General features: G+C 72.3%; 12 protein-coding genes and 1 pseudogene. 7 read left to right on the forward strand and 6 right to left on the reverse strand.

The window, feature by feature from the left end; genetic code table 11:
• Positions 1-43: 43 nt before the first annotated feature.
• From STRBO_RS0118610 to STRBO_RS0118630, 5 genes are all read right to left on the reverse strand, one after another.
• Positions 44-1,540 (reverse strand): family 43 glycosylhydrolase, encoded by a 1,497-nt coding sequence (locus STRBO_RS0118610; protein WP_005475010.1) that lies wholly within the window; start codon positions 1,538-1,540, stop codon positions 44-46.
• A complete protein-coding gene (locus tag STRBO_RS0118615; RefSeq protein ID WP_005475003.1) occupies positions 1,537-4,827 on the reverse strand; it encodes a discoidin domain-containing protein in 3,291 nt (1,096 codons plus the stop codon). Before STRBO_RS0118615 ends, STRBO_RS0118610 begins: the two co-directional genes overlap by 4 nt.
• Before the next feature lie 204 nt (positions 4,828-5,031).
• Complete coding sequence (locus tag STRBO_RS0118620) at positions 5,032-6,165, reverse strand: PP2C family protein-serine/threonine phosphatase (RefSeq protein WP_005475001.1); 1,134 nt, start codon at positions 6,163-6,165, stop codon at positions 5,032-5,034.
• 99 nt (positions 6,166-6,264) lie between these two features.
• Positions 6,265-7,287 carry a zinc-dependent alcohol dehydrogenase gene (locus tag STRBO_RS0118625; RefSeq protein WP_202499565.1) on the reverse strand — a complete coding sequence of 341 codons (1,023 nt, stop codon included), beginning with the start codon at positions 7,285-7,287 and terminating at the stop codon, positions 6,265-6,267.
• A gap of 55 nt (positions 7,288-7,342) precedes the next feature.
• On the reverse strand, positions 7,343-8,167 hold the full coding sequence (locus STRBO_RS0118630) for an IclR family transcriptional regulator (RefSeq protein ID WP_005474997.1): 825 nt from the start codon (positions 8,165-8,167) through the stop codon (positions 7,343-7,345).
• Between the two features lie 49 nt (positions 8,168-8,216).
• Here STRBO_RS0118630 and STRBO_RS0118635 point away from each other — a divergent pair, with 49 nt between their 5' ends.
• From STRBO_RS0118635 to STRBO_RS0118660, 5 genes and pseudogenes are all read left to right on the forward strand, one after another.
• Positions 8,217-9,929, forward strand: coding sequence for an IlvD/Edd family dehydratase (locus STRBO_RS0118635; protein WP_005474995.1), 1,713 nt, complete (start codon positions 8,217-8,219; stop codon positions 9,927-9,929).
• 175 nt (positions 9,930-10,104) lie between these two features.
• Positions 10,105-12,786 (forward strand): winged helix-turn-helix domain-containing protein, encoded by a 2,682-nt coding sequence (locus tag STRBO_RS0118640; RefSeq protein WP_028796732.1) that lies wholly within the window; start codon positions 10,105-10,107, stop codon positions 12,784-12,786.
• 447 nt (positions 12,787-13,233) lie between these two features.
• Positions 13,234-14,211 (forward strand): annotated as a pseudogene (locus STRBO_RS40235) (MFS transporter).
• 110 nt (positions 14,212-14,321) lie between these two features.
• A complete protein-coding gene (locus STRBO_RS0118655) occupies positions 14,322-14,849 on the forward strand; it encodes a hypothetical protein (RefSeq protein ID WP_005474989.1) in 528 nt (175 codons plus the stop codon).
• A gap of 136 nt (positions 14,850-14,985) precedes the next feature.
• Positions 14,986-15,183 carry a hypothetical protein gene (locus tag STRBO_RS0118660; RefSeq protein ID WP_005474987.1) on the forward strand — a complete coding sequence of 66 codons (198 nt, stop codon included), beginning with the start codon at positions 14,986-14,988 and terminating at the stop codon, positions 15,181-15,183.
• Between the two features lie 57 nt (positions 15,184-15,240).
• Here STRBO_RS0118660 and STRBO_RS0118665 read toward each other — a convergent pair whose 3' ends face one another.
• Entirely contained in the window at positions 15,241-16,656 is a 1,416-nt protein-coding gene (locus STRBO_RS0118665) for a DUF2252 domain-containing protein (RefSeq protein ID WP_020114591.1), read from the reverse strand.
• Between the two features lie 186 nt (positions 16,657-16,842).
• Between STRBO_RS0118665 and STRBO_RS0118670 the strand changes: the two genes are divergently transcribed.
• Positions 16,843-17,553, forward strand: coding sequence for an HdeD family acid-resistance protein (locus tag STRBO_RS0118670; RefSeq protein WP_005474983.1), 711 nt, complete (start codon positions 16,843-16,845; stop codon positions 17,551-17,553).
• Between the two features lie 25 nt (positions 17,554-17,578).
• The gene (locus STRBO_RS0118675; RefSeq protein WP_086016296.1) at positions 17,579-18,928 is read left to right on the forward strand and encodes a hypothetical protein; all 1,350 of its coding nucleotides are present in this window, start codon (positions 17,579-17,581) and stop codon (positions 18,926-18,928) included.
• Positions 18,929-18,991 lie beyond the last annotated feature (63 nt).

Consider the following 18,991-nt stretch of genomic DNA (forward strand, 5'->3'; position numbering starts at 1 on the left):
CACCGGGCAAGCGGTTTGGGACGATCGGGGGGAAACGGTACGATTATTCGCCCGATGGTGCGGTCAGGGTGACGCCGAGGGAGACCGGGGTGCCGAAGTTCGGGGTGCCGTCGGCGTTCCAGGTGAACTTCTGTGCCCGGGTCGACCGGTTCATGTCGCAGCCCCCGGAGGCGGAGCTGTTGGCGTGGTAGACCATCCAGTCCTCCGTCCCGTCGGGCGACTTGAAGAACCCGTTGTGGCCGGGGCCGTAGACGCCACTGGCGTTGGACCGCTGGAACACCGGGTTCGGTGACTTGACCCACGAGGAGGAGCTGAGCGGGTCGCCCCCGTTGTAGGTGAGCATGCCGAGCTTGTAGTCGGGCGTCGAGCAGTGGCTGGCCGAGTAGACGATGAACGTCCTGCCGCCCCGCTGCAGGACCTCGGCGCCCTCGTTGACCGCGCCGCCCACCGTCTCCCAGCCGTAGGTCGGCGTGGACAGCACCCGCCGGGTGCCGCTCGCGGTCCACGGGTTCGACAGCGGGCGGATGAACATGGGCTGCGAGCCGTTGTAGAACGTGCCCAACAGGTACAGCCTGCCGTCGAGCTGCAGGATGCCGGGGTCCAGCTCCCAGGTGTTGTCCTGCGTCGGGTCGAGCAGGTCGGCCTTGAAGCTGTACGGGCCCATCGGGTCCTGGCCGGCGCTCTCCAGGACGTGGATGCGCTGGGTGCCCAGGTCGAACGGCTCCCGGCCGGCCGTGTAGTAGAAGTACCAGCGCTTGCCGTTCGGGCCGTCCAGGAGGTGGAACTCCGGGGCCCACATGGTGCCCGCCCCGTTGGGCCGGGTCAGGTTGAAGATCACCTGCTCGTCGGCGGTGGCGAGCCCTGCCAGAGTGCTCGACCTACGCATCGTCACCGTGGAGTTCCAGGTCGTGGTGGCGAGGTAGTAGAAGCCGTCGTGGTAGGTCATCCAGGGGTCGGGGCCGCGCTGGGCGATCGGGTTGGCGAACGTCCTCGGAGCCGTGCCGCCGCCGGTGAAGCCGGGCAGCCGCCACACCCTGCCGTTGGCGGAGGCGCACGGCAGCTGCACCAGGTCGGTGTTCGAGGCCGGCGAACCGCCGCTCGGCGTGACGCACTTGCCGGAGCCGACGGAGACCAGGTGGAAGGTCTTGTCCGTCCCGGCGACCGACACCGGAGCCAGCCGCCACCGCTGGTTCGCCGCGCCGTGACAGGGCCATTGGATGACGGCGGCGTCGTCCGCCGTGGAGGCGCCGGACACATCGACGCACTGCCCGGAGCCGGTGGTGATCGTGTAGACGTCGGCCGTCCCCGTCACCGGGGTGAAGGACAGGCTCTGGTTCGCCCCGCCGGCGCAGGCGGAGGCCCGCAGCTGCGTGCCGCCCGCCGACGAACCGCCCGGCAGCTCCAGGCAGTTGCCGCCGCTCTGGTTCACCCCCGTCGAGCTGAAGGCGACGGCGGCGGCAGCGGGCTGCGGGGCCACAAGGAAGGCGACCGCCATGGAGACCGAGGCGAGGAACGCGGACAGGAGTCTGGGTCGGATCACGGTCCGTACACCTTCGCTTCGAGGAGTCCGACGGAGTTCGTGCCGTTGCCGGTGAGCAGCACCCGTAGCCGGGTGGTGCTCGTGGCGTTGAAGGTGACGGTGTTGTACTGGTTCCTGGCCAGGGGGTAGGACCCGGCTCCCGGTACGTCGACGTACCCGCTGCCGTTCCAGTACTGGAGCTTCCACGAGGCGGGCATGTCGATGCCCTGGTCGTCGTCGAAGAAGTACACGTCGGCCTTGTTCAGGGTCTTCGCGGACGGCCAGGTCAGTTCCGCCCACTGCTGGCCCGTCTCCGGCCAGGTCCCCCAGCGCGGGTTCACGGTGTCGTTGGACGACGGCGGATCGACCCCGTCGTTCACGGCGGCGACGCTCTCCCAGGACGAGGTGTACGACGCCGACGCCGTGGCCGATGTCGCCAGGTTGCCCGGCGGCTGGACCCCGCCCCGGTGGAAGACCTTGACCTCGGTCAGGCCCGTCTTCGCCCCGGAGGCGTTGGTGGCCAGCACGCGTATGCGCTGGGCGCTGACGGCCGGGAACTGCACCCGGTTGTAGTTGGCCCGTGGTGCCGCCGGACTCTTCGTCTGGTCGGGGACGTTCACCCAGGAACTGCCGTTGTGGTACTGGACGGTGTACGCCGAAGGCGCCCGGTAGGTGGTGTTCGCCGGGCGGCTGTCCTTGAAGTGCAGCCGGACCTCGTTGAGGGTGCGCGCGGTGCCGAAGTTCAGCTCGTACCAGTCCTGGCTGTTGGCCGAGCCGCCCGCGCCCCAGAACGGTTCGTTCGTGGGGTAGCCGTCGACCGCGCCGGCCACCGTGCTGCCGGAGCCGGTGTGGGAGGCGGTCGCGGTCGCGCCGGCGGCGAGGTTGGTGAGGTCGGCCGTGAGGTCGACGCCGGCCTTGGCGAGCATGTCGACCATCTGCGGGCTGTCCTGCACGACCTGGTTCGGCGCCTTCAGGCCGGACTTGGCCACATGGTGGGTGACCGTGCCGCTCGTGGCGACGTCACCGGTCGCCGGGTCCCAGGTCAGGGGCACCAGCGAGCTGACGGTGGCGACACGGTCGCCGTTGACGTAGATCGAGTAGCCCTCGGGAATGCCGGGGTAGCGCACCACACCGTCGGCCGGGTCGTCCCAGACCACGGACAGGTCGGCGCCCCGGTAGCGGAGGTTGTTGACGGTGAAGTGGCTCCAGCCGATGTCGATGGGCGACAGCTCGACCTTCGCGTCGTTGCGCGGACGCAGCCCGGCGACGTCCTCGATGACGGTCCAGTTGCTGCTGCCGAGGATGTTGTGGTGGATCCAGGAGCGGTAGTTGACGCTGCTGCCGTTCCAGTCCGCCCAGAACTCGTTGGCGTCCGGCCACTGGGTGTTGCCGCCGACGTACTGCGCCCAGGTGTTCCAGTAGAGGAGCTTCTTGTAGTCGGTCGCGTTCATCCAGGAGTTGGGATAGTTGCGCAGCACCGACGAGTACAGCCGGAACTGCACGGTCGAGTTGATCGTGGAGAAGTTGTTGGAGCCCGGCTCCCCGGCGTCGGCCGCCGCCTTCTTGTCGACCTGGTTGGCGGTGTAGAAGGGGAAGATCGGGTACTGCGCCGGGTCGTCGTAGAGCCGCAGCGCCTGCCGGTACGTGGCGGTGTTCGGGACGGCTCCGACGGAGAAGGGGTAGTAGTTGTTGATCTCCTTCCAGGGCACCCACTCGTTCGTCGACTTGAGCCGGTGCTCGAACAACTGCCGGTTCGGGTTCCACAGCACGTTCACGATCGCGTCCTTGATCTGGTTCGCGAGCGTGCGCATCTCGCCGGCCTTGGCCGTGTTGCCGGTCGCCTCGTAGGCCTGGGCGGCGGCGAGGGCGCCGCTGTACTGGTAGGCGGACTCGGCGCGGTCCATGTTGCCGGGCTTCCAGTGGAAGGAGACCGCGTCGGCGTCGTTGCCGGTCAGGGCGCCCCAGTCGTACTCGATCAGCTTGTTGCCGTCGTGGTCGTAGTGCGCGAGCTGTCCCTTGATGTCGCCCTCGGCGTAACGGGCCAGGTTCCCCGCGATGCCCGGCTGGCCGCCGTGGATCTGGTAGCTCTTCCAGGCCGCCTCGGCGATGTACTGCGTGTAGCTGTTGGACCAGTTCTCCGGGTCGCCCGGGTTGTCGAGGAAGCGGCCGCCCTTGGAGGTCTGCCCCACGCTCAGCCAGTCCCCGTACGCGTAGGCCGGGTTGCGCAGGTACTTGAGGTCGTCGATGTGCATCGGCTGGGTGAGCGCGATCGCGTTGTTGTAGCCGAGGACGCCCTCGGTGGAGGTCGGGAACTGAAAGGTCTGCCCGGGGATGTCCGCGTCGAGGCTGTTGAAGCGCATCAGCCACCAGCGGTAGTAGATGTTCTTCTTGATGGCCGGCTCGGGCACGTCGATGTACGGCACGTTCTGCGCCCACCACAGGTTGTAGGCCTTGACGTGGGTGGCGAACGCGGTCGCGGGCGAGTAGCCCGCGTAGGCGTTGTACTCGCTCAGCGACTGCGGGATCTCGTCGGTGACGAAGCCCATGACGACCTTGGTCGTCACCGTGGCACCGGCCGCGATCGTCACGGACCGGTCGAGGCCACCGCCGGCGACGGTGAAACCGTCGCCGGTGAGGCGGGGGCGGAGGGTCGTGAGGTTGTTGTAGGCGTTGACCTGGCCGGTCAGTTCGCCGCCGGTGCCGGAGGTGGCGTACGGCGAGGTCGCCCGTAACTGGAGCGTCGTGGAGGCGGAGCCGTTGTTCCTGATGGCCAGGTTGGTCACGGCGACGTTGTCGTCGGTGACGAACTTCGTCTGGTCGATGGTGATCGACCCGCTGGTGTGCACGCTCTTCCAGTGACTCGGCGTCTGCCGGCGCTGGGCGACCTGCTCGGTGAAGGTGCCCGGGGTGACCGCCACGGTGTAGGCACTGCGGTCGTCGATACTCTCCCAGTAGGCCGCCCTGCCGCCGAAACCGAGCTGGGCGGGGTTGTGCTCCTTCATGAAGAACGCCCGGCCGCGGCTCATCAGCCAGGGCCCGGCGGGGTCGTTGCCGGAGCGGGCCAGCAGACGGTCCATCCAGAAGTCGGTGCCCGAACTCTCCGCGTCGTAGATGGCCTTCATCATGTCGCCGGGCGTGTGCGCGACGGGCGGTGCAGGGATCGCGGGCCCGCTGAAGGAGGGGAACCCGATGGTCTGGGCCGCGGCGGCCGGGGGAGCGGCGACGACGGAACATGCCGCCAGGGCCAGGGCGACGAGGAGGCACCTCGTGCGCCGGCGTCGTGGCAGGAGGACGTGCGGTCTTCTCATCGGATGCTCCCTGTCCCGTTGACAACATGTGTGCGTGAACCGGGGGATGCGGAAAACGACCTGAAACGTTTTCGCAACGTAGGAGCGCCCTGTTGAAGTGTCAAGGGAGCAGGAAGAGAGGAGAGTTTCGGGACCGAGCGGTTCAGGACACGCAGGCGCCACTCGCGCCCGTCCCCTGCCGCGGAAATCCTTTTCGGTGCGCGTTCAGCGACGCGGTGACCGGCGGACGGTCAGGACGGCGACGTCGTCGTGCGGGCCGCCGCTGCCCGCGTACGCGCGGGCGTCCTCGTACAGGGCCCGGGGCAGGTCGGTGGGGGAGCGGTCGAGGTGCTCCGCGAGGCGTTCGTCGACCGGATAGAACGTGCCGTCGGCGGCGCGGGTCTCGGTGAGGCCGTCGGTGCTCAGCACCAGCGTGGCGCCCTCCGGGAACGGGAACCAGCCCACGGTGGTGGGTTCGAGCGCCAGCTCGGCCAGACCGAGCGGGACGCCGGAGTCCAGCTCGGTCGCGGTGACCGTGCCCTCGTGCAGCACGTGCGGGGGGATGTGCCCGCAGTTGACGGCCTGCGCCTCCTCGGTGAGCGCGTCGACGCCGATCACGAGGGCGGTGACGAAGCGCTCGTCGTCGCCGGTGTTCTCGGCGTAGGAGTTGTGGCGGACCACGGCCGCGTCCAGGGCGTCGGCGAGCGCGGTGAGCGTGGGCTCGCGGTGGGCCGCCTCACGGAAAGCGCCGATGACGGCGAACGCGGCGCCCACGGCGGCCAGGCCCTTGCCCTGCACGTCGCCGATCAGCACCCGGGTCCCCCAGGACGAGGCCACGACGTCGTAGATGTCGCCGCCGACGAGGCGGTCCTCCTGGAGGGGCTCGTACACGCCGTTGACCAGGACGTCGTCGGTGAGCAGGGGGAGGGGGTGCAGGATGTGCCGCTGCATGGCCGCGGCCGTGGAGCGCAGCCGGAACATCTCCGCCTCGCGCCTGATCCGCCGGTGACAGGCGTACACCGAGGCGACGCCCAGGGTGAGGGTCAGCAGCACCAGCAGGAGCCGGTCGAGCCAGCGGTCCGCGTCGACATTGCGCACCACGGCCGTGGTGGTGACGACGAGCGTGGTCCACGCGGCGACGAACGCCGTCTGCCGGACCGTGCACAGCGCCGACGCCGTCCCCGGCAGGAACACCAGCAGCCCGAGGAGCCACACCTCGGACCGCGACAGCACACCGAGCGCCTCCACCAGGGCCGTCACCGCCAGCACGCCGAGGATCAGTTCGGCGTTGCGGGGCGGCTCGATGGCCTCGAAGGCATCGACGGCCTCGGCGGACCTCTTCCGGCGACTACCGGCCATGCGGACTCCCGGGCAGATCGTGATCTCCCCGTACGGTAAGCCGGGCCCGGTCCGGGGCGGCAGGCGCCCCGCCGATCCGCAGAGGCAGGGCCCGCCGGATCAGCGCGCTCGTGGCCCGGGGTCGACGTGGATCTTCGGGCCGGGGCCCGCCCCGGCCGGGCGTTCACCGGCGAGGACCGGGCCGGCCTCGTCGAGGCCCACCGTGGCGGCGACGAGCGGGCGGGGGTCGACCGTGCCGGTGGCGTAGGCGCGGATCGTCGCGTCCAGACCGGGGGAGGCGGAGAGGACGCCGACGGCCGTGACGTCCTTGAGGACGAGCGCCCGGGTGTCGATCCGGCTGGGTTCGGCGGCCAGCCCGATGTACACGACCCGTCCGCCGGGCTCCACCAACTCCACGGCGGCCTCCGGCAGTTGGGCCGCGTTGGTGGCATCGAGGACCGCGTCGAAGGGCAGGTCCGGTACGGAGCCCTCCGTCCAGGTGTGCGGGAAGCCCAGGTTCCGGGCGAAGGCGAGCGAGTCCTCGGTCCGGCCCATGAGGTGCACCTGCGTACCGGCGGCCCGCAGGAACAGCGCGACCAGCAGCCCGATCGTCCCCGGCCCGAGGACCAGCGCGCGGTCACCCGGCCGGGTCGCGGCGGCCTGAGCGGCGCGCAGGGCGTTGCCGCCCGGCTCCACGAGCGCGCCGAGCACGGCGTCCACCGAGTCGGGCAGGGCGTGCAGGGAGGAGGCCGGTACGGCCAGCCGCTCGGCCAGCGCCCCCGCAAGGCCCCCGCGGATGCCGACCTCCCGGCGCCGCTCGCACACATGCTGGTCGCCCCGCAGACAGCGGCGGCAGCCGCCGCAGCCCAGCATCGTGTCGCCCATGACGCGCCGGCCGACCCAGCCCGGGTCGACACCGTCGCCGGCCGCCGACACCCGCCCCGCCCACTCATGGCCGAGCCGCATCGGGTACGCGGCGTGCCCCTGGTGGAGGTAGGCCATCGTGCCGGTGAAGAACTCCATGTCGGTGCCGCACACCCCGACCCGCTCGACGTCGACCACGACCTCGCCGGGCCCTGCCACCGGTGCCGGGAGCTCCTGGACCTCGTACGCGCCGGGGGCGGTGAGGACGAACGCGCGCATGAGGTTCACAGCTCTGTCTCCAGGACCGGGGCGGGGCGCTGTCGCGGCTCGTGGGTCACCGGTGCGACGCGCCGAGGCGACCGAGGAGCGCGCGGATCTCGTCCAGCGCGTCGACCAGCGCCGTCAGGGGCGTCCGGTAGGCCAGCGCGCTGACGCTCACCGCTCCGGACGGGGCCGTCGGCGAGGTGAGGAACACGGGCAGGGCGAGGCAGTTGACCCCGGGATCGGTCTCCTGGTCGTCCACGCCGTAGCCGCGTGCACGGGTGGTGTCCAGTGCGCGGTGCAGCTCGGCCGCCGCGCACGGCGCCCAGGGCGTACGACGTTCCGGGGGCGCGCCGCCGATCCACGTCTCGACCTCCTCCAGGGTGCCCAACCTCCCGCTGAGCAGCACTTTTCCGACGGCCGTGCTGTGGGCGGGGTTGCGCCCGCCGATCGTCGACGTCAGCCGGACGGCGCCCGCGGGCGGATCGACCTTGGCCCGGTACACGACCTCGTGACCGTCGAGCACCGCGTAGTGCGCGGTCTCGCCGAACCGGTGCGCCAGCGCTTCGAGCACCGGTCGCACGCGGATGTGCTCGGGCCGCGCCTCGTGATGGGTGAAGGCCATGCGCAGGAACTCGTCGCCGAGCCCGTAGCGGCCGCGCGCGTCCTGGTCCGCGAGCCCGGCCCGACGCAGCGCGCCGAGCGCCCGGTGCACGGTCGGCTTGGGGCTGCCGATCACCCGTGTCAGCTCGTCGAGACCGACCCCGTCGGGGTACCGGGCCAGTTCCCTGAGGACCGCCAGCACCCGGTCCGACCCCACGAGTCGGCTGCTCACGGCGCCCTTCGGGTCGCCCTCGCCGAGGTCTGTCGATCCTTCGTACGGCTGCGTATGCTTCATCGCGTTCCGGACTGTAGACCGCCGTACCGATTACCGGAAGGGGCTCGGCGTGACGCTCCGCAGTGCGCAGTGGTACGGGGGGCAGGACCGCAACGCCTACATCCACCGGGCGTGGATGCGGCGGGGCGTGCCGGACGACGCCTTCACCGGCCGGCCGCAGATCGCCATCGCCAACACCGCCTCCGATCTGACGCCCTGCAACGCTCATCTGGACGAGGTCGCGGCCTCGGTGCGCAACGGTGTGTACGAGGCGGGAGGCATCCCGCTGGACCTGCCGGTGGTGTCGCTGGGCGAGACGAACGTGCGGCCCACCGCGATGCTCTGGCGGAACATGGCCGCGATGGCCACGGAGGAGATGCTGCGCGCGAACCCCATCGACGGCGTGGTGCTGCTCGGCGGCTGCGACAAGACGATCCCGTCGCTGCTGATGGCCGCCGCGTCGGTGGACCTCCCGGCGGTCGTGGTCCCCGGCGGGCCGATGCTCAACGGCACCTTCCGCGGTGGCCTGCTGGGCTGCGGCACCGGAGTGTGGCAGCTGTCGGAGGAGGTGCGGGCGGGCACGCTCTCCCAGGAGCAGTTCACCCGCTCCGAGTCGTCGATGATCCGCAGCCGGGGGCACTGCAACACGATGGGGACGGCGTCGACGATGGCGCTGGTCGCCGAGGCGCTGGGCACGGTGCTCCCCGGCGTGGCGGGGACGCCCGCACCCGACAGCAGGCTGTTGGCGGCCGCGCACCGAACCGGCCGGCTGGCCGTGGACATGGTGGGCGCCGACCGGCGGCCGGGCACCTTCCTGACCAGGGCGTCCTTCCACAACGCCATCGTGGCGCTGGCCGCGATCGGGGGTTCCACCAACGCCGTCGTCCATCTCCTCGCCATCGCCGGCCGACTGGGCGTCGAGCTGTCGCTCGACGACTTCGACCGGATCGGCTCCCGGGTGCCGGTCCTGGTGGACCTCCAGCCGGCCGGCCGCTTCCTGATGGAGGACCTCCACCGCGCCGGCGGGCTGCTCGCCGTTCTGCGGGAGGTCCGTGACCTGCTCGACCCCGGGGCGCTGACCGTCACCGGCGAACCGCTGGTCGACTTCCTCGACGAGGCCCCCGTCTGGGACGCCGAGGTCATCCGCCCGCGCGCCGAACCGCTGGTCGCCGAGGGCGGCATCGCCGTCCTGCGCGGCAACCTCGCCCCCGACGGCGCCCTCGTCAAACCGGCCGCCGCCTCCCCGCACCTGCTCCGGCACCAGGGCCGGGCCGTCGTCTTCGACTCCGTCGAGGACTTCCACGCCCGCGTCGACGACCCCGGCCTGGACGTCGACGCCGACTCCGTCCTCGTCCTGCGCGGCTGCGGCCCCAAGGGCTATCCGGGCATGCCCGAGGTCTCCAACATGCCGCTGCCGAAGAAGCTCCTCGAACAGGGCGTCCGGGACATGGTCCGGGTCTGCGACGGCCGGATGAGCGGCACCGCGTACGGCACGGTCGTCCTGCACGTCGCCCCGGAGGCCGCCGCCGGTGGCCCTCTCGCCCTCGTCCGCACCGGCGACCTCATCACCCTCGACGTCGAGGCACGCCGCATCGACGTCGACGTACCCGCCGCAGAACTCGCCCGCCGCGAGCCGAGCCGGGCCACGGTCGAAGGCTTCGCCGCACCCCGGCGCGGCTGGGAACGCCTCTACGTCGACCATGTCCTGCAGGCCGACACCGGCGCCGACCTCGACTTCCTCATCGGCTCCAGCGGCTCCGAGGTGAGCCGGGAGTCGCACTGACGGGAGACCGTCCGCGGCCGTACGCCTCCGGGCGGCCACCGTGGCGTCCTCGGTGGGAGGCGGGGGCCGCGAGGCGGCTCACGCGACGTGGCGCGCGGTCGCGAGGGAACACTGGGATGCTGTTGCTGGACAAAAAGCGCTGCCCAAGTTCCGACGGCCGGTGGTGGTGGAAACCATGGCAAGGTCCGGGGAGAGTGGTTCGGGGTTGGTGCCCCCGTGCGCCGACCCCCGGGGCGACCCGTTCCTGCGCACCCGGTTCGCCGTACCGGCCAGGCCCGCCACCTTCGTCCGGCGGGGCCGCCTGGTCGACCACCTCGACCGGGCCCTGACCACGCCGCTGACCGTGGTCAACGGCGCCGCCGGCGCCGGCAAGACCCTGCTCGTCGCCGACTGGGCCGCACGGCGGGAGCCGCCGGTCGCCTGGCTCACCACCGAGGCCGGGGACCAGGGCCCCGGCATGTTCTGGGCCTACGTCCTCCAGGCACTGCGCGCCGCAGGTGTGCCCCTGTCGCCCGAGATCGGCTGCCCGGCCGACGCCGGCCGCGTCGACCGTACGCTGCTGACGCGGCTCGCCGCTGAGCTGGGCGGCCGGGAGCGGCCCGTGATCATGGTGCTCGACGAGTTCGACCGGGTGACCGACCCGGAGATCGCGGACCAGCTGGAGTTCGTGCTCCACCACGCGGCGCGCGGCCTGCGTCTGATCCTCGTCACCCGCACCGAACCGTTGCTGCCCCTGCACCGCCACCGGTCCGCAGGCGACCTGACCGAGATCAGGAACGCCGAGCTGGCCTTCACGCCCGAGGAGGCGTCCGTCCTGCTGGACCGGCACGGCCTGCGGCTCACGGTGCCGCTCGCGCGGGCGCTCGTGGAACGCACCCGAGGCTGGGCGGCCGGTCTGCGACTGAGCGCGCTCGCCGCGCGGGAGAGCCCGGACCCGGAGACGTATCTGAAGCGGTTCGAGGTCGAACGCACCGCCGTCGCCGACTTCCTGCTCGCGGAGGTGCTCCAGCGGCAGACCCCCGAGACACAGGACCTCCTCCTGCGGGTCAGCGTCCTGGAGCGGATCCGCCCCGAGCTGGCGGACGCGCTGACGGAACGCGGCGACGCCGCCGCCATCCTGGCGGAGCTGCACCGCGGGAACGCGTTCGTCGAGGACCTCGGGCACGCCTGGTACCGGCTCCACCCGCTGTTCGGGGAGATCCTCCGCGCTCATCTGCGGATGCGCCGGCCCGGCCTGGAACCCGTGCTCCACCGCCGCGCCGCAGACTGGCTGCGCCGCTCGGGACTGCTCGCCGAGGCCCTCGGGCACGGGGCCGCCGCGGGCGACTGGGAGTTCACCGCCGGAGCCCTCGTCGACGACCTCGCCATCGGCCAGCTGTTCACCGGACTGCGCTCCGACGACCTGGCCGAACTGTTCTCCCACATGGGCCCCGAGGCGACGAGCCCCGCCGCGCACCTCGTACGGGCGGCCCGCGAACTCTCCCGGTGCGAACTCGACCGGGGCCTGAGCCACCTGCGGCACGCGGAGCGGGCTCTGGCGGGGGAGGAGGACGGGGCCGGGGACGAGCCCGGTCCGGCGGCGGCCCGGCTGAGCTGTCTGCTGCTGGAGGCGCTGGCCGCCCGGCTGACCGGCTCACCGGGCCGGGCGGAACTGGTGGCCGGGACGGCCGAGAGACTGCGCGAACAGGTCCCCGACCACCTTCTCGACGCGCACCCCGAACTCACCGCCCTGCTCCTGGCCCACCTGGGCTCGACGCGACTGTGGGCCGGGCGCTTCGAGGAGGCACGCGCCGCGCTGGCCCTGGTCGCCGACGGCTGCGGGGACGTGTCGACGGCACTGCCGCGCGAGGACTGTCTCGGGCGGCTGGCCCTCATCGACTATCTGAACGGCTGGCTCGGCAGAGCCGAACGCAAGGCCACGGCGGCGCTGACCCTCTCCGAGCGGTACAGCCTGCCGCAGCCCTCCGGCTTCGGCATCGCACGGCTGGTCCTGGCCGCCGTCGCCGTCGACCGCGACGAACTGCTGCTGGCCCGCGCCCACCTCGACGCCGTGGCGGACGCCCCGCCCACCATGCGGGATCCGGTGACCGAGGCCGGCCGGACCATCGCCACCGCCCGTCTGCTGCTGGCCCGCGGGGACACGCGCGGCGCCCTGGCCGCCGCCGAACCGGCCGTTGCCGCCGACGTGGCCTCGCCCTGGGCGCGGGGACACACCGCCCTGGTCGCCTCCGCCGCCCACCTCGCCCGGGGCCGGCCCGAGGAGGCCGCCGCACTGCTGCACGCCGTACCCGGCCGCCAGCCGGTCTGCGCCGTGGGGGAGGCACGGGCCCGGCTGGCCGCGGGCACGCCCCTCGCCGCGCTCGACCTGCTGGACGGGGTGCTGTCCGAGAGCCGTACCGGGCCCGCGGTGACCGTACGGGCCCTGCTGGTCCGCGCGGAGGCCGCGCACGCGGCGGGAGACCGGGCCGCCGTGCGCCGGCTCGTCGCCCAGGCCCTCCACGAGGCCCGGCGCGAACGGCTGCGCCGTCCCTTCGCCGAAGCCGGCGGATGGCTCCGGCCCGTCCTCGGCACCCCTGCGCTGAAGGGTCTCGCGGCAGGCTGGCTCACCCCGGGACCCGCCCCGCACACCGGGGCACCCGGTCCCGAGGACCGGCCACCGGTGGTGGAGGACCTGAGCGGACGCGAGCGCGACGTACTGCGGCGGCTGGAGCGGATGATGTCGACCGACGAGATCGCCGCCGATCTGTGCGTGTCGGTGAACACCGTCAAGACCCACCTCAAGAGCGTCTTCCGGAAACTGGCCGTCAACCGCCGCAACGACGCCGTACGCCGCGCCCGCGAACTCCATCTGCTCTGACGCCGCGATGTGGCGGGGCGCCACCACCGTGCCAGATCACGGTGGTGCGGGGGCGGCCCGCGAGAAGACGCTGACGACCAGGCAGGGCCGTTCCGATCGAACCGCCGACCTGCCGCATGGCGTTGACGGTGGCGCGGGCGACACCGCGACGGCGGCGGTGAGCCAGGCACGCGTCGTCGCCCTGGAGCGCCACGTCGCCGTGGAGGGTCGTGAACCGTAACTCCGTGCCCCCGGTCCTGCCCGTGATCGCGGCCGGTTCGCCGGACGTTACCGGTTCGCGATTCTGCGGATCGTGGTCACCGGCCCGCCGGGGCGGCTGCCTCCCCCGTGGCGGGTGAGGCGCTGACAGGGCTTCTGAGCTGGGATGGTGGGGGTGGCCGGCCGGTGGCCTGTCGCCCCCGGACCGCCCCCACCGGGGTTCTGGGACAACTCGGCGTGGAGGACACCGTGGCGCACTGGCGGGCTCTGATCGTCCTCGGGACGGCCCAGTTCCTGATGGTTCTGGACACGTCCGTCATGAACGTCTCCATCAGCCAACTCGTCGAGGACTTCGACACCGAGGTCACCGCCATCCAGGGCGTGATCACGCTGTACGCGCTGGTCATGGCCGCCTTCATGCTCATCGGGGGGAGGTTCGGCGACATCCTCGGCCGCAGACGGCTCTTCTTCCTCGGCCTCGTGGTCTACGGCATCGGCTCGGCCGTGACCGCCGTCGCGCCCACGCTGTGGGTTCTCGGGCTCGGATGGTCGGTCATCGAGGGCCTCGGCGCGGCCATGGTGCTGCCGGCCATGGCCGCGCTCGTCGCCGAGTCCTACCGGGGGCGGGACCGGGCCGTCGCCTACGGCGTCATCGGCGGACTGGCCCGTCGGCCCGCTGCTCGGCGGCTGGGTGACGACGTACCGGGCATGGGGCTGCTCGCCTCGCAGCTCGGCAACGTCGTGCAGTCCAGCGCGGGGGAGGAGGAGCGCAGCGAGGTCGGCGGGCTGCAGTTCACGGCCCAGAACCTGGGGTCCGCGCTGGGCACCGCACTCATCGGATCGCTGCTCATCGGGTCCCTCGCCCATGCCTTCACCGCGCAGGTGGAGGACGATCCGAGGCTGTCGCAGGAGGCCCGGCAGCAGACGAGTGTCGCGCTCCAGGCCGGGATCAGTTTCGTCCCCACCGAGCAGGTGCGTACGGCGGCCGAGCGTGCCGGGCTGCCGCCGTCCGAGGTCGACGCGCTGGCCGACTCCTACGCGTCGGCCCAGCTGAACGGCCTCAAGGCGGCCATCCTCGCCACCGGTGGCATCACCCTCGCCGCGTTCCTGGTCACCCCACGGCTGCCGACCGGACGCAAGGACCCTACGGCACCGCCCGGCACGGACGGCGGCTCCGGACCCACCCCGGCGGCGGCACCCGGCTCGACCCGCCGGGACGGCGACTGAGATCGCCACCAGGGCGGCTGAGAGACCGCCACCAGGACGACTGAGAGACCGCCACCGAGGACGGCGACTCGCACGCGCGAACCACCCGCCACCGAGAGGAGACCGGGACGATGTCCGCGACCGGGCCCGCATCCGCCACGACCCGTGACGAGCGCGGCGCCACGCGCCGGGCCCGCACCGACTACACCGGCGGGGTCTACGGATCCATGCTCGCGTCCTCCGTGCTCATCGGCGTCGGCACCCTGGGGTCCTATCCCCGCCTGGAGATCGTCCTGCTGTTGCTGCTCACCGGCCTCGTCTTCTGGATCGCCCACGTGCACGCCCAGCTGTTCGGGGCCCGGCTGTCGCGACGGGGGCTGGATCACCGGATCGTGCTGGAGGTGTGCCGTGACGAGTGGCCGATCGTCAACGCCGCCGTTCCGCCGGCCGCCGCCGTGGCCCTCAGTCCCGTCCTCGGCCTCGATGTGCCGGGCGCCCTGTGGCTGGCGATCGCGGTAGCGGTGACGGGACAGGTGTGCTGGTCCGCGGCGGCGGCCCGCCGGGCCGACGCCTCATGGGGGCTGGTCGCCGTGACGGCCTCGGTCAATCTGGTGCTCGGTCTTCTGATCATCGGGTTCAAGCTCTATCTGACGCACTGACTTTCACTGACCCACTGACTCTCGCCGTCCCACCGACTCTCACCTTCCCGGGGTGAGGCCGACCGACGCTCCGGGACGCACGATCGCAGGAGAAGGGGCGCAGCCCGCCCGCCACCGGCCATGAGGACGACCGCTCATGCGCTACGAGATACGCGTCGACGGAAGGTTGTCGAAGGCGCTGACCGGCGCCTTCCCCGAGCTGGACCATGTCGAGATGTCCGGCCACACCGTCCTGTTCGGGCACGTCGTCGACGAGGCGCATCTCTACGGCCTGCTGGCCCGCTGCCAGTCCCTCGGCCTACGGGTCCTCGAGATGCGCCAGCTGCCGGAGTGAGGCGGAGCGAACCGGAGCGAACCGGAGTGGGACGCGATCCGGAGCAAGGAGTGACCGTCAAAGGTTCTCCGCGTGGACCCTGCCCGTGTGCGCGGCGACGCGGAGCACGTCGAAGTCCCGCTCGTTGCGGTCGGCGTAGGACTGCGCGAACTCGGCGAGCGCGCGGTCGAAGCGGTCGCTGCCGCCCAGGTAGGCGGCGATGGCGACCGGGTCACCGGAGCGGGCGTGGGCCCGCGCCAGGCTGGCCCCGCACACCCGCGCGAAGAGCCGCAGCATGTCGGGATTCCAGGTCTCGGGCCGCGCGATGCCCTTCCAGTCGCGCAACTGCCGTACGTAGAAGTCCCGTTCGCGCCCGTCGAGACCGACGACGTGGGTCCAGCCCAGGAAGATGTCACTGGTCGTCTGGATCAGCCGCTGCCCCGACACCACCCGGCGGCCCTGGTTGTCCCAGCGGTCGCCGCCGAGCTGGGCGGAGAGGACGGACGGCTGCGCCTCCTTGGCCTGGAGGAGCAGCGGGTCGGTGTCGTCCCGGCCGAGCAGGAGAATGATCCAGCAGCGCGTCCCGACGCTGCCGACGCCCACCACCTTCCGGGCCATGTCGACGACGCGGTAGTGGCGCAGCAGATGCCGGCGTTCCGACGACAGGGTCCGTACGTACTGCTCCAGGACGTTCTGCAGCTCCTTCTCCTGCCCGCCCCCGGAAGGGTCCGTCAGCAGGTCCCGCAGGGGGGTGATCAGCGGCGGGTCGGGGGTGATCAGCCGTCCCTCGGACGTGATCCGGGTGAGCTTCTCGAAGGCCTGGAGGTGGGTGCGCGTCCGCGCCTTCGTGGCCGCCTCGGCGGTCCGGCGCCGGCTCCGTCTGTCCATCGAGGAGGCCACCAGCTCCCGCAGCCGGTCGGCGTCGTCCTGCGCGTACCAGATGTCCAGCGTGGGCATGCCGGCGAAGTCGCGCATCCGCCGCCGGTACGCCTTCACACAGGTCCGCACCGCCTTGTTCTGCTCGTGGGTGGAGAATCCGTTGGCCCGGCCCGCGATCACGAAGCTGGCCGCCAGCCGTTTCACGTCCCACTCGAACGGCCCGGCCAGCGTCTCGTCGAAGTCGTTGATGTCGAACACGAGATGGCGTTCGGGTGAGGCGAGCAGCCGGAAGTTGAGCAGATGGGCGTCGCCGCAGAGCTGCACCGTGAGGCCGCTGTTCGGCAGGGGCCCGAGGTCCGACGCCATGATGGCGGCCGCGCCCCGGTAGAAGCGGAACGGGGATTCGAGCATGCGGCCGTAGCGGATCGGAACCAGCTCCTGGACCCGCGTGGCCGACTGACGCTCGATCACCTCGACCGGGTCGGTCCGTCCGGCGTCCGCGTCCGCCTCGAACCAGCCGTGGCAGGACCGCGAGGCGCGCTTGCGCGCGTTCCGGCCGTACTCCGCCCGCTCGGTCACGGACAGTGATGCCGTGAATGCGCTCGATACGGTCATGACCCACACCTCCTGCGCCGCCGGACGGGCGTAGTTCCCCCCTCATCCTGCATCCGATTCGCGGGGATCACCCGCCGAGGGTGATCCGGCCAGGGTGCGGGCGCGGGGACGCTGGCCCTCTGAGGTCACCGCACACCGTCGCGCGCCGACGGTGCCGAAGCGGCCGCTCGGCCGCGAGGAGGAGCCATGACCGAGTCATCTGGCCCGGCACCGCGTACCGGGACGGGCTCCGGGCCCGGCGGAACCGCCGAACGGCGCGGCGGAACGGCCGCCCCACCCCGTGGGGCGGCGCCCGGCGCCCCGGGCGACCCGGCGGAGACACTGGGGCGGATCGGCCGGTCCTGGACCTGGATCCTCGGCGCGGCACTGGTCACGCTGGTCCCGGGCGTCATCGTCCTGGTCTGGCCGGACGAGACCCTGCACGTCCTCGCGGTCCTCATCGGCCTGTACCTGCTGGCGATCGGCGTGTTCCGGTTCGTCGGCGTCTTCGCCCGGGACGAAGCCGGTGAGCGGCTTTCCGGACTGCTGCTGGCGCTGCTGTGCGTCCTGGCCGGGGTGCTGTGCCTGCGGAACCCGCTGCAGACGATCGCCGCGCTCTCCCTGATCGTCGGGATCGTCTGGCTGGCGAGCGGCATCCTCACCCTGCACACCGCCCTCGCGGCCAAGGACCTTCCCCACCGCGGGTTCGTCCTCGTCGCCGCGGTGCTCGGCATCGTGGCGGGGATCGTGGTGCTGGCCCTGCCGACCGAGTCGGCCACGGCGCTGACCCGGCTGCTCGGCCTGTGGCTCGTGCTGCTCGGCCTGGCCGAGGCGGCGGTCGCCCTCGCATGGCGGGCCGCCCTGCACCGGGCGGGCCCGACGGGCGAGCACGGAGCGACCGCCGGACCCCCCGCGTGACCGAGGAGGAGGTGGAGTCATGACCATGGGCAAGGATTCCGTACCGGTGCCTTCGGGAGGCGGGAGCGGAGACGGGGCCGGTCATGTGCTGAGCGCCGAGGAGCGCGCCGAGTACGAGCGGCTGCGCCGGCACGCGGGCGTACGGCACCGGCGGCTGCGCAAGGCGGGCGCCGCCGTGCTGCTGGTGGTGACCCTGCTTCTCGCTCCCCTCGCCGTGGTCGCGGCCTGGGTGAACGAGACGGTCACCGACACCGACCGCTATGTCGAGACGGTCGCCCCGCTGGCGTCCGACCCGGCCGTCCAGCAGGTCGTGATCGACCGGCTGACCGACGAGGTGGTCAAGAAGGTGGACGTCAAGGCGGTGACGGACGCCCTCACCAAGGTGCTCTCCGACAACGGCGCGCCGGCCCAGGTCGTGGCGGGGGCCGCGTCCCTCGACGGCCCGCTGCGGTCCGTGGTGCGTACGGTCGTCGACCGCAACGTCACCCGGGTCGTGGAGAGCGAGATCTTCCGGCGGACCTGGGAGGCCTCGAACCGGCGGGCGCACGCCGCGGTGGTGCACATGCTCACCGGCGAGCGGGAGGGCGCCCTGCGGGCCACCGGCGACACGATCCAGCTCGACGTCGGCGCCGTCGTGGACGAGGTACGGCAGCGGCTGGTGGACGCGGGCTTCGACAAGGCCGCCGCCATCCCCGACAGCAACCGGATGGTCACGCTGTTCCACACGGACGAACTGGGCAAGGCGCAGGACGCCATGCGGCTGCTGAACATCCTCGGCACCTGGCTGCCCGTCATCACCGTGGCGCTCGCCGCCCTGGCGGTGTGGACCGCGCCCGGCCACCGGGTGATGGTGCTGGTCACGGCATTCGGCATCAGTGTGATGATGGCGGTCCTGCTCGTCGCGCTGGCCGTCGTCCGGCGCGTCTATCTGGACGCCGTACCGTCCGCGACGCTGCCACCGGACGCCGCCGGAGCCATCTTCGACACCTTCCTGCGCTTCCTGCGCGACAGCGCCCGCACGCTCCTCGTGGTCTTCCTGGCCACGGCCCTCGCGGCCTATCTCTACGGCCCCGGACGGGTCGCCCGCCGGGTGCGGGCCCTGGCCGGGCACGGCACCACGGCGGCCGGGCGGGCGCTGCGCAGTGCCGGGCTGAGCACCGGGCGGGCCGGACGCCTGCTGGCCGCCCATCCCCGGTGGACCAACGGCATCGTCCTCGGGGCCGGCGCCCTGGCCCTCATCCTGTGGAACCACCCGACGGTCGGCGCGGTCGTCCTCGTCGCCGTCCTGGTCGTGGTCGTGCTGGCGCTGGTGGCGATGGTCGCCGCCGCGGCGGACCCGGCCCCCGAGGAAGCCGGTCTCACCCTCCCGGGGTGAGGCCGCCCGCCCGCGCACCGGGCACCCTGAGATCGGTGCCGAGTGCGGTGCCGTGGGCGCGAG

Source organism: Streptomyces bottropensis ATCC 25435 (assembly GCF_000383595.1).
Classification (GTDB): Bacteria; Actinomycetota; Actinomycetes; order Streptomycetales; family Streptomycetaceae; genus Streptomyces; species Streptomyces bottropensis.

Excerpts from the sequence above, each read along its gene's own strand:
- STRBO_RS0118675 (WP_086016296.1), top strand. The coding sequence starts at position 17,579 with ATGGGCAAGGATTCCGTACCGGTGCCTTCGGGAGGCGGGAGCGGAGAC.
- STRBO_RS0118620 (WP_005475001.1), bottom strand. The coding sequence starts at position 6,165 with ATGGCCGGTAGTCGCCGGAAGAGGTCCGCCGAGGCCGTCGATGCCTTC.
- STRBO_RS0118660 (WP_005474987.1), top strand. The coding sequence starts at position 14,986 with ATGCGCTACGAGATACGCGTCGACGGAAGGTTGTCGAAGGCGCTGACC.
- STRBO_RS0118665 (WP_020114591.1), bottom strand. The coding sequence starts at position 16,656 with ATGACCGTATCGAGCGCATTCACGGCATCACTGTCCGTGACCGAGCGG.
- STRBO_RS0118655 (WP_005474989.1), top strand. The coding sequence starts at position 14,322 with ATGTCCGCGACCGGGCCCGCATCCGCCACGACCCGTGACGAGCGCGGC.
- STRBO_RS0118615 (WP_005475003.1), bottom strand. The coding sequence starts at position 4,827 with ATGAGAAGACCGCACGTCCTCCTGCCACGACGCCGGCGCACGAGGTGC.
- STRBO_RS0118670 (WP_005474983.1), top strand. The coding sequence starts at position 16,843 with ATGACCGAGTCATCTGGCCCGGCACCGCGTACCGGGACGGGCTCCGGG.
- STRBO_RS0118640 (WP_028796732.1), top strand. The coding sequence starts at position 10,105 with ATGGCAAGGTCCGGGGAGAGTGGTTCGGGGTTGGTGCCCCCGTGCGCC.
- STRBO_RS0118630 (WP_005474997.1), bottom strand. The coding sequence starts at position 8,167 with ATGAAGCATACGCAGCCGTACGAAGGATCGACAGACCTCGGCGAGGGC.
- STRBO_RS0118625 (WP_202499565.1), bottom strand. The coding sequence starts at position 7,287 with ATGCGCGCGTTCGTCCTCACCGCCCCCGGCGCGTACGAGGTCCAGGAG.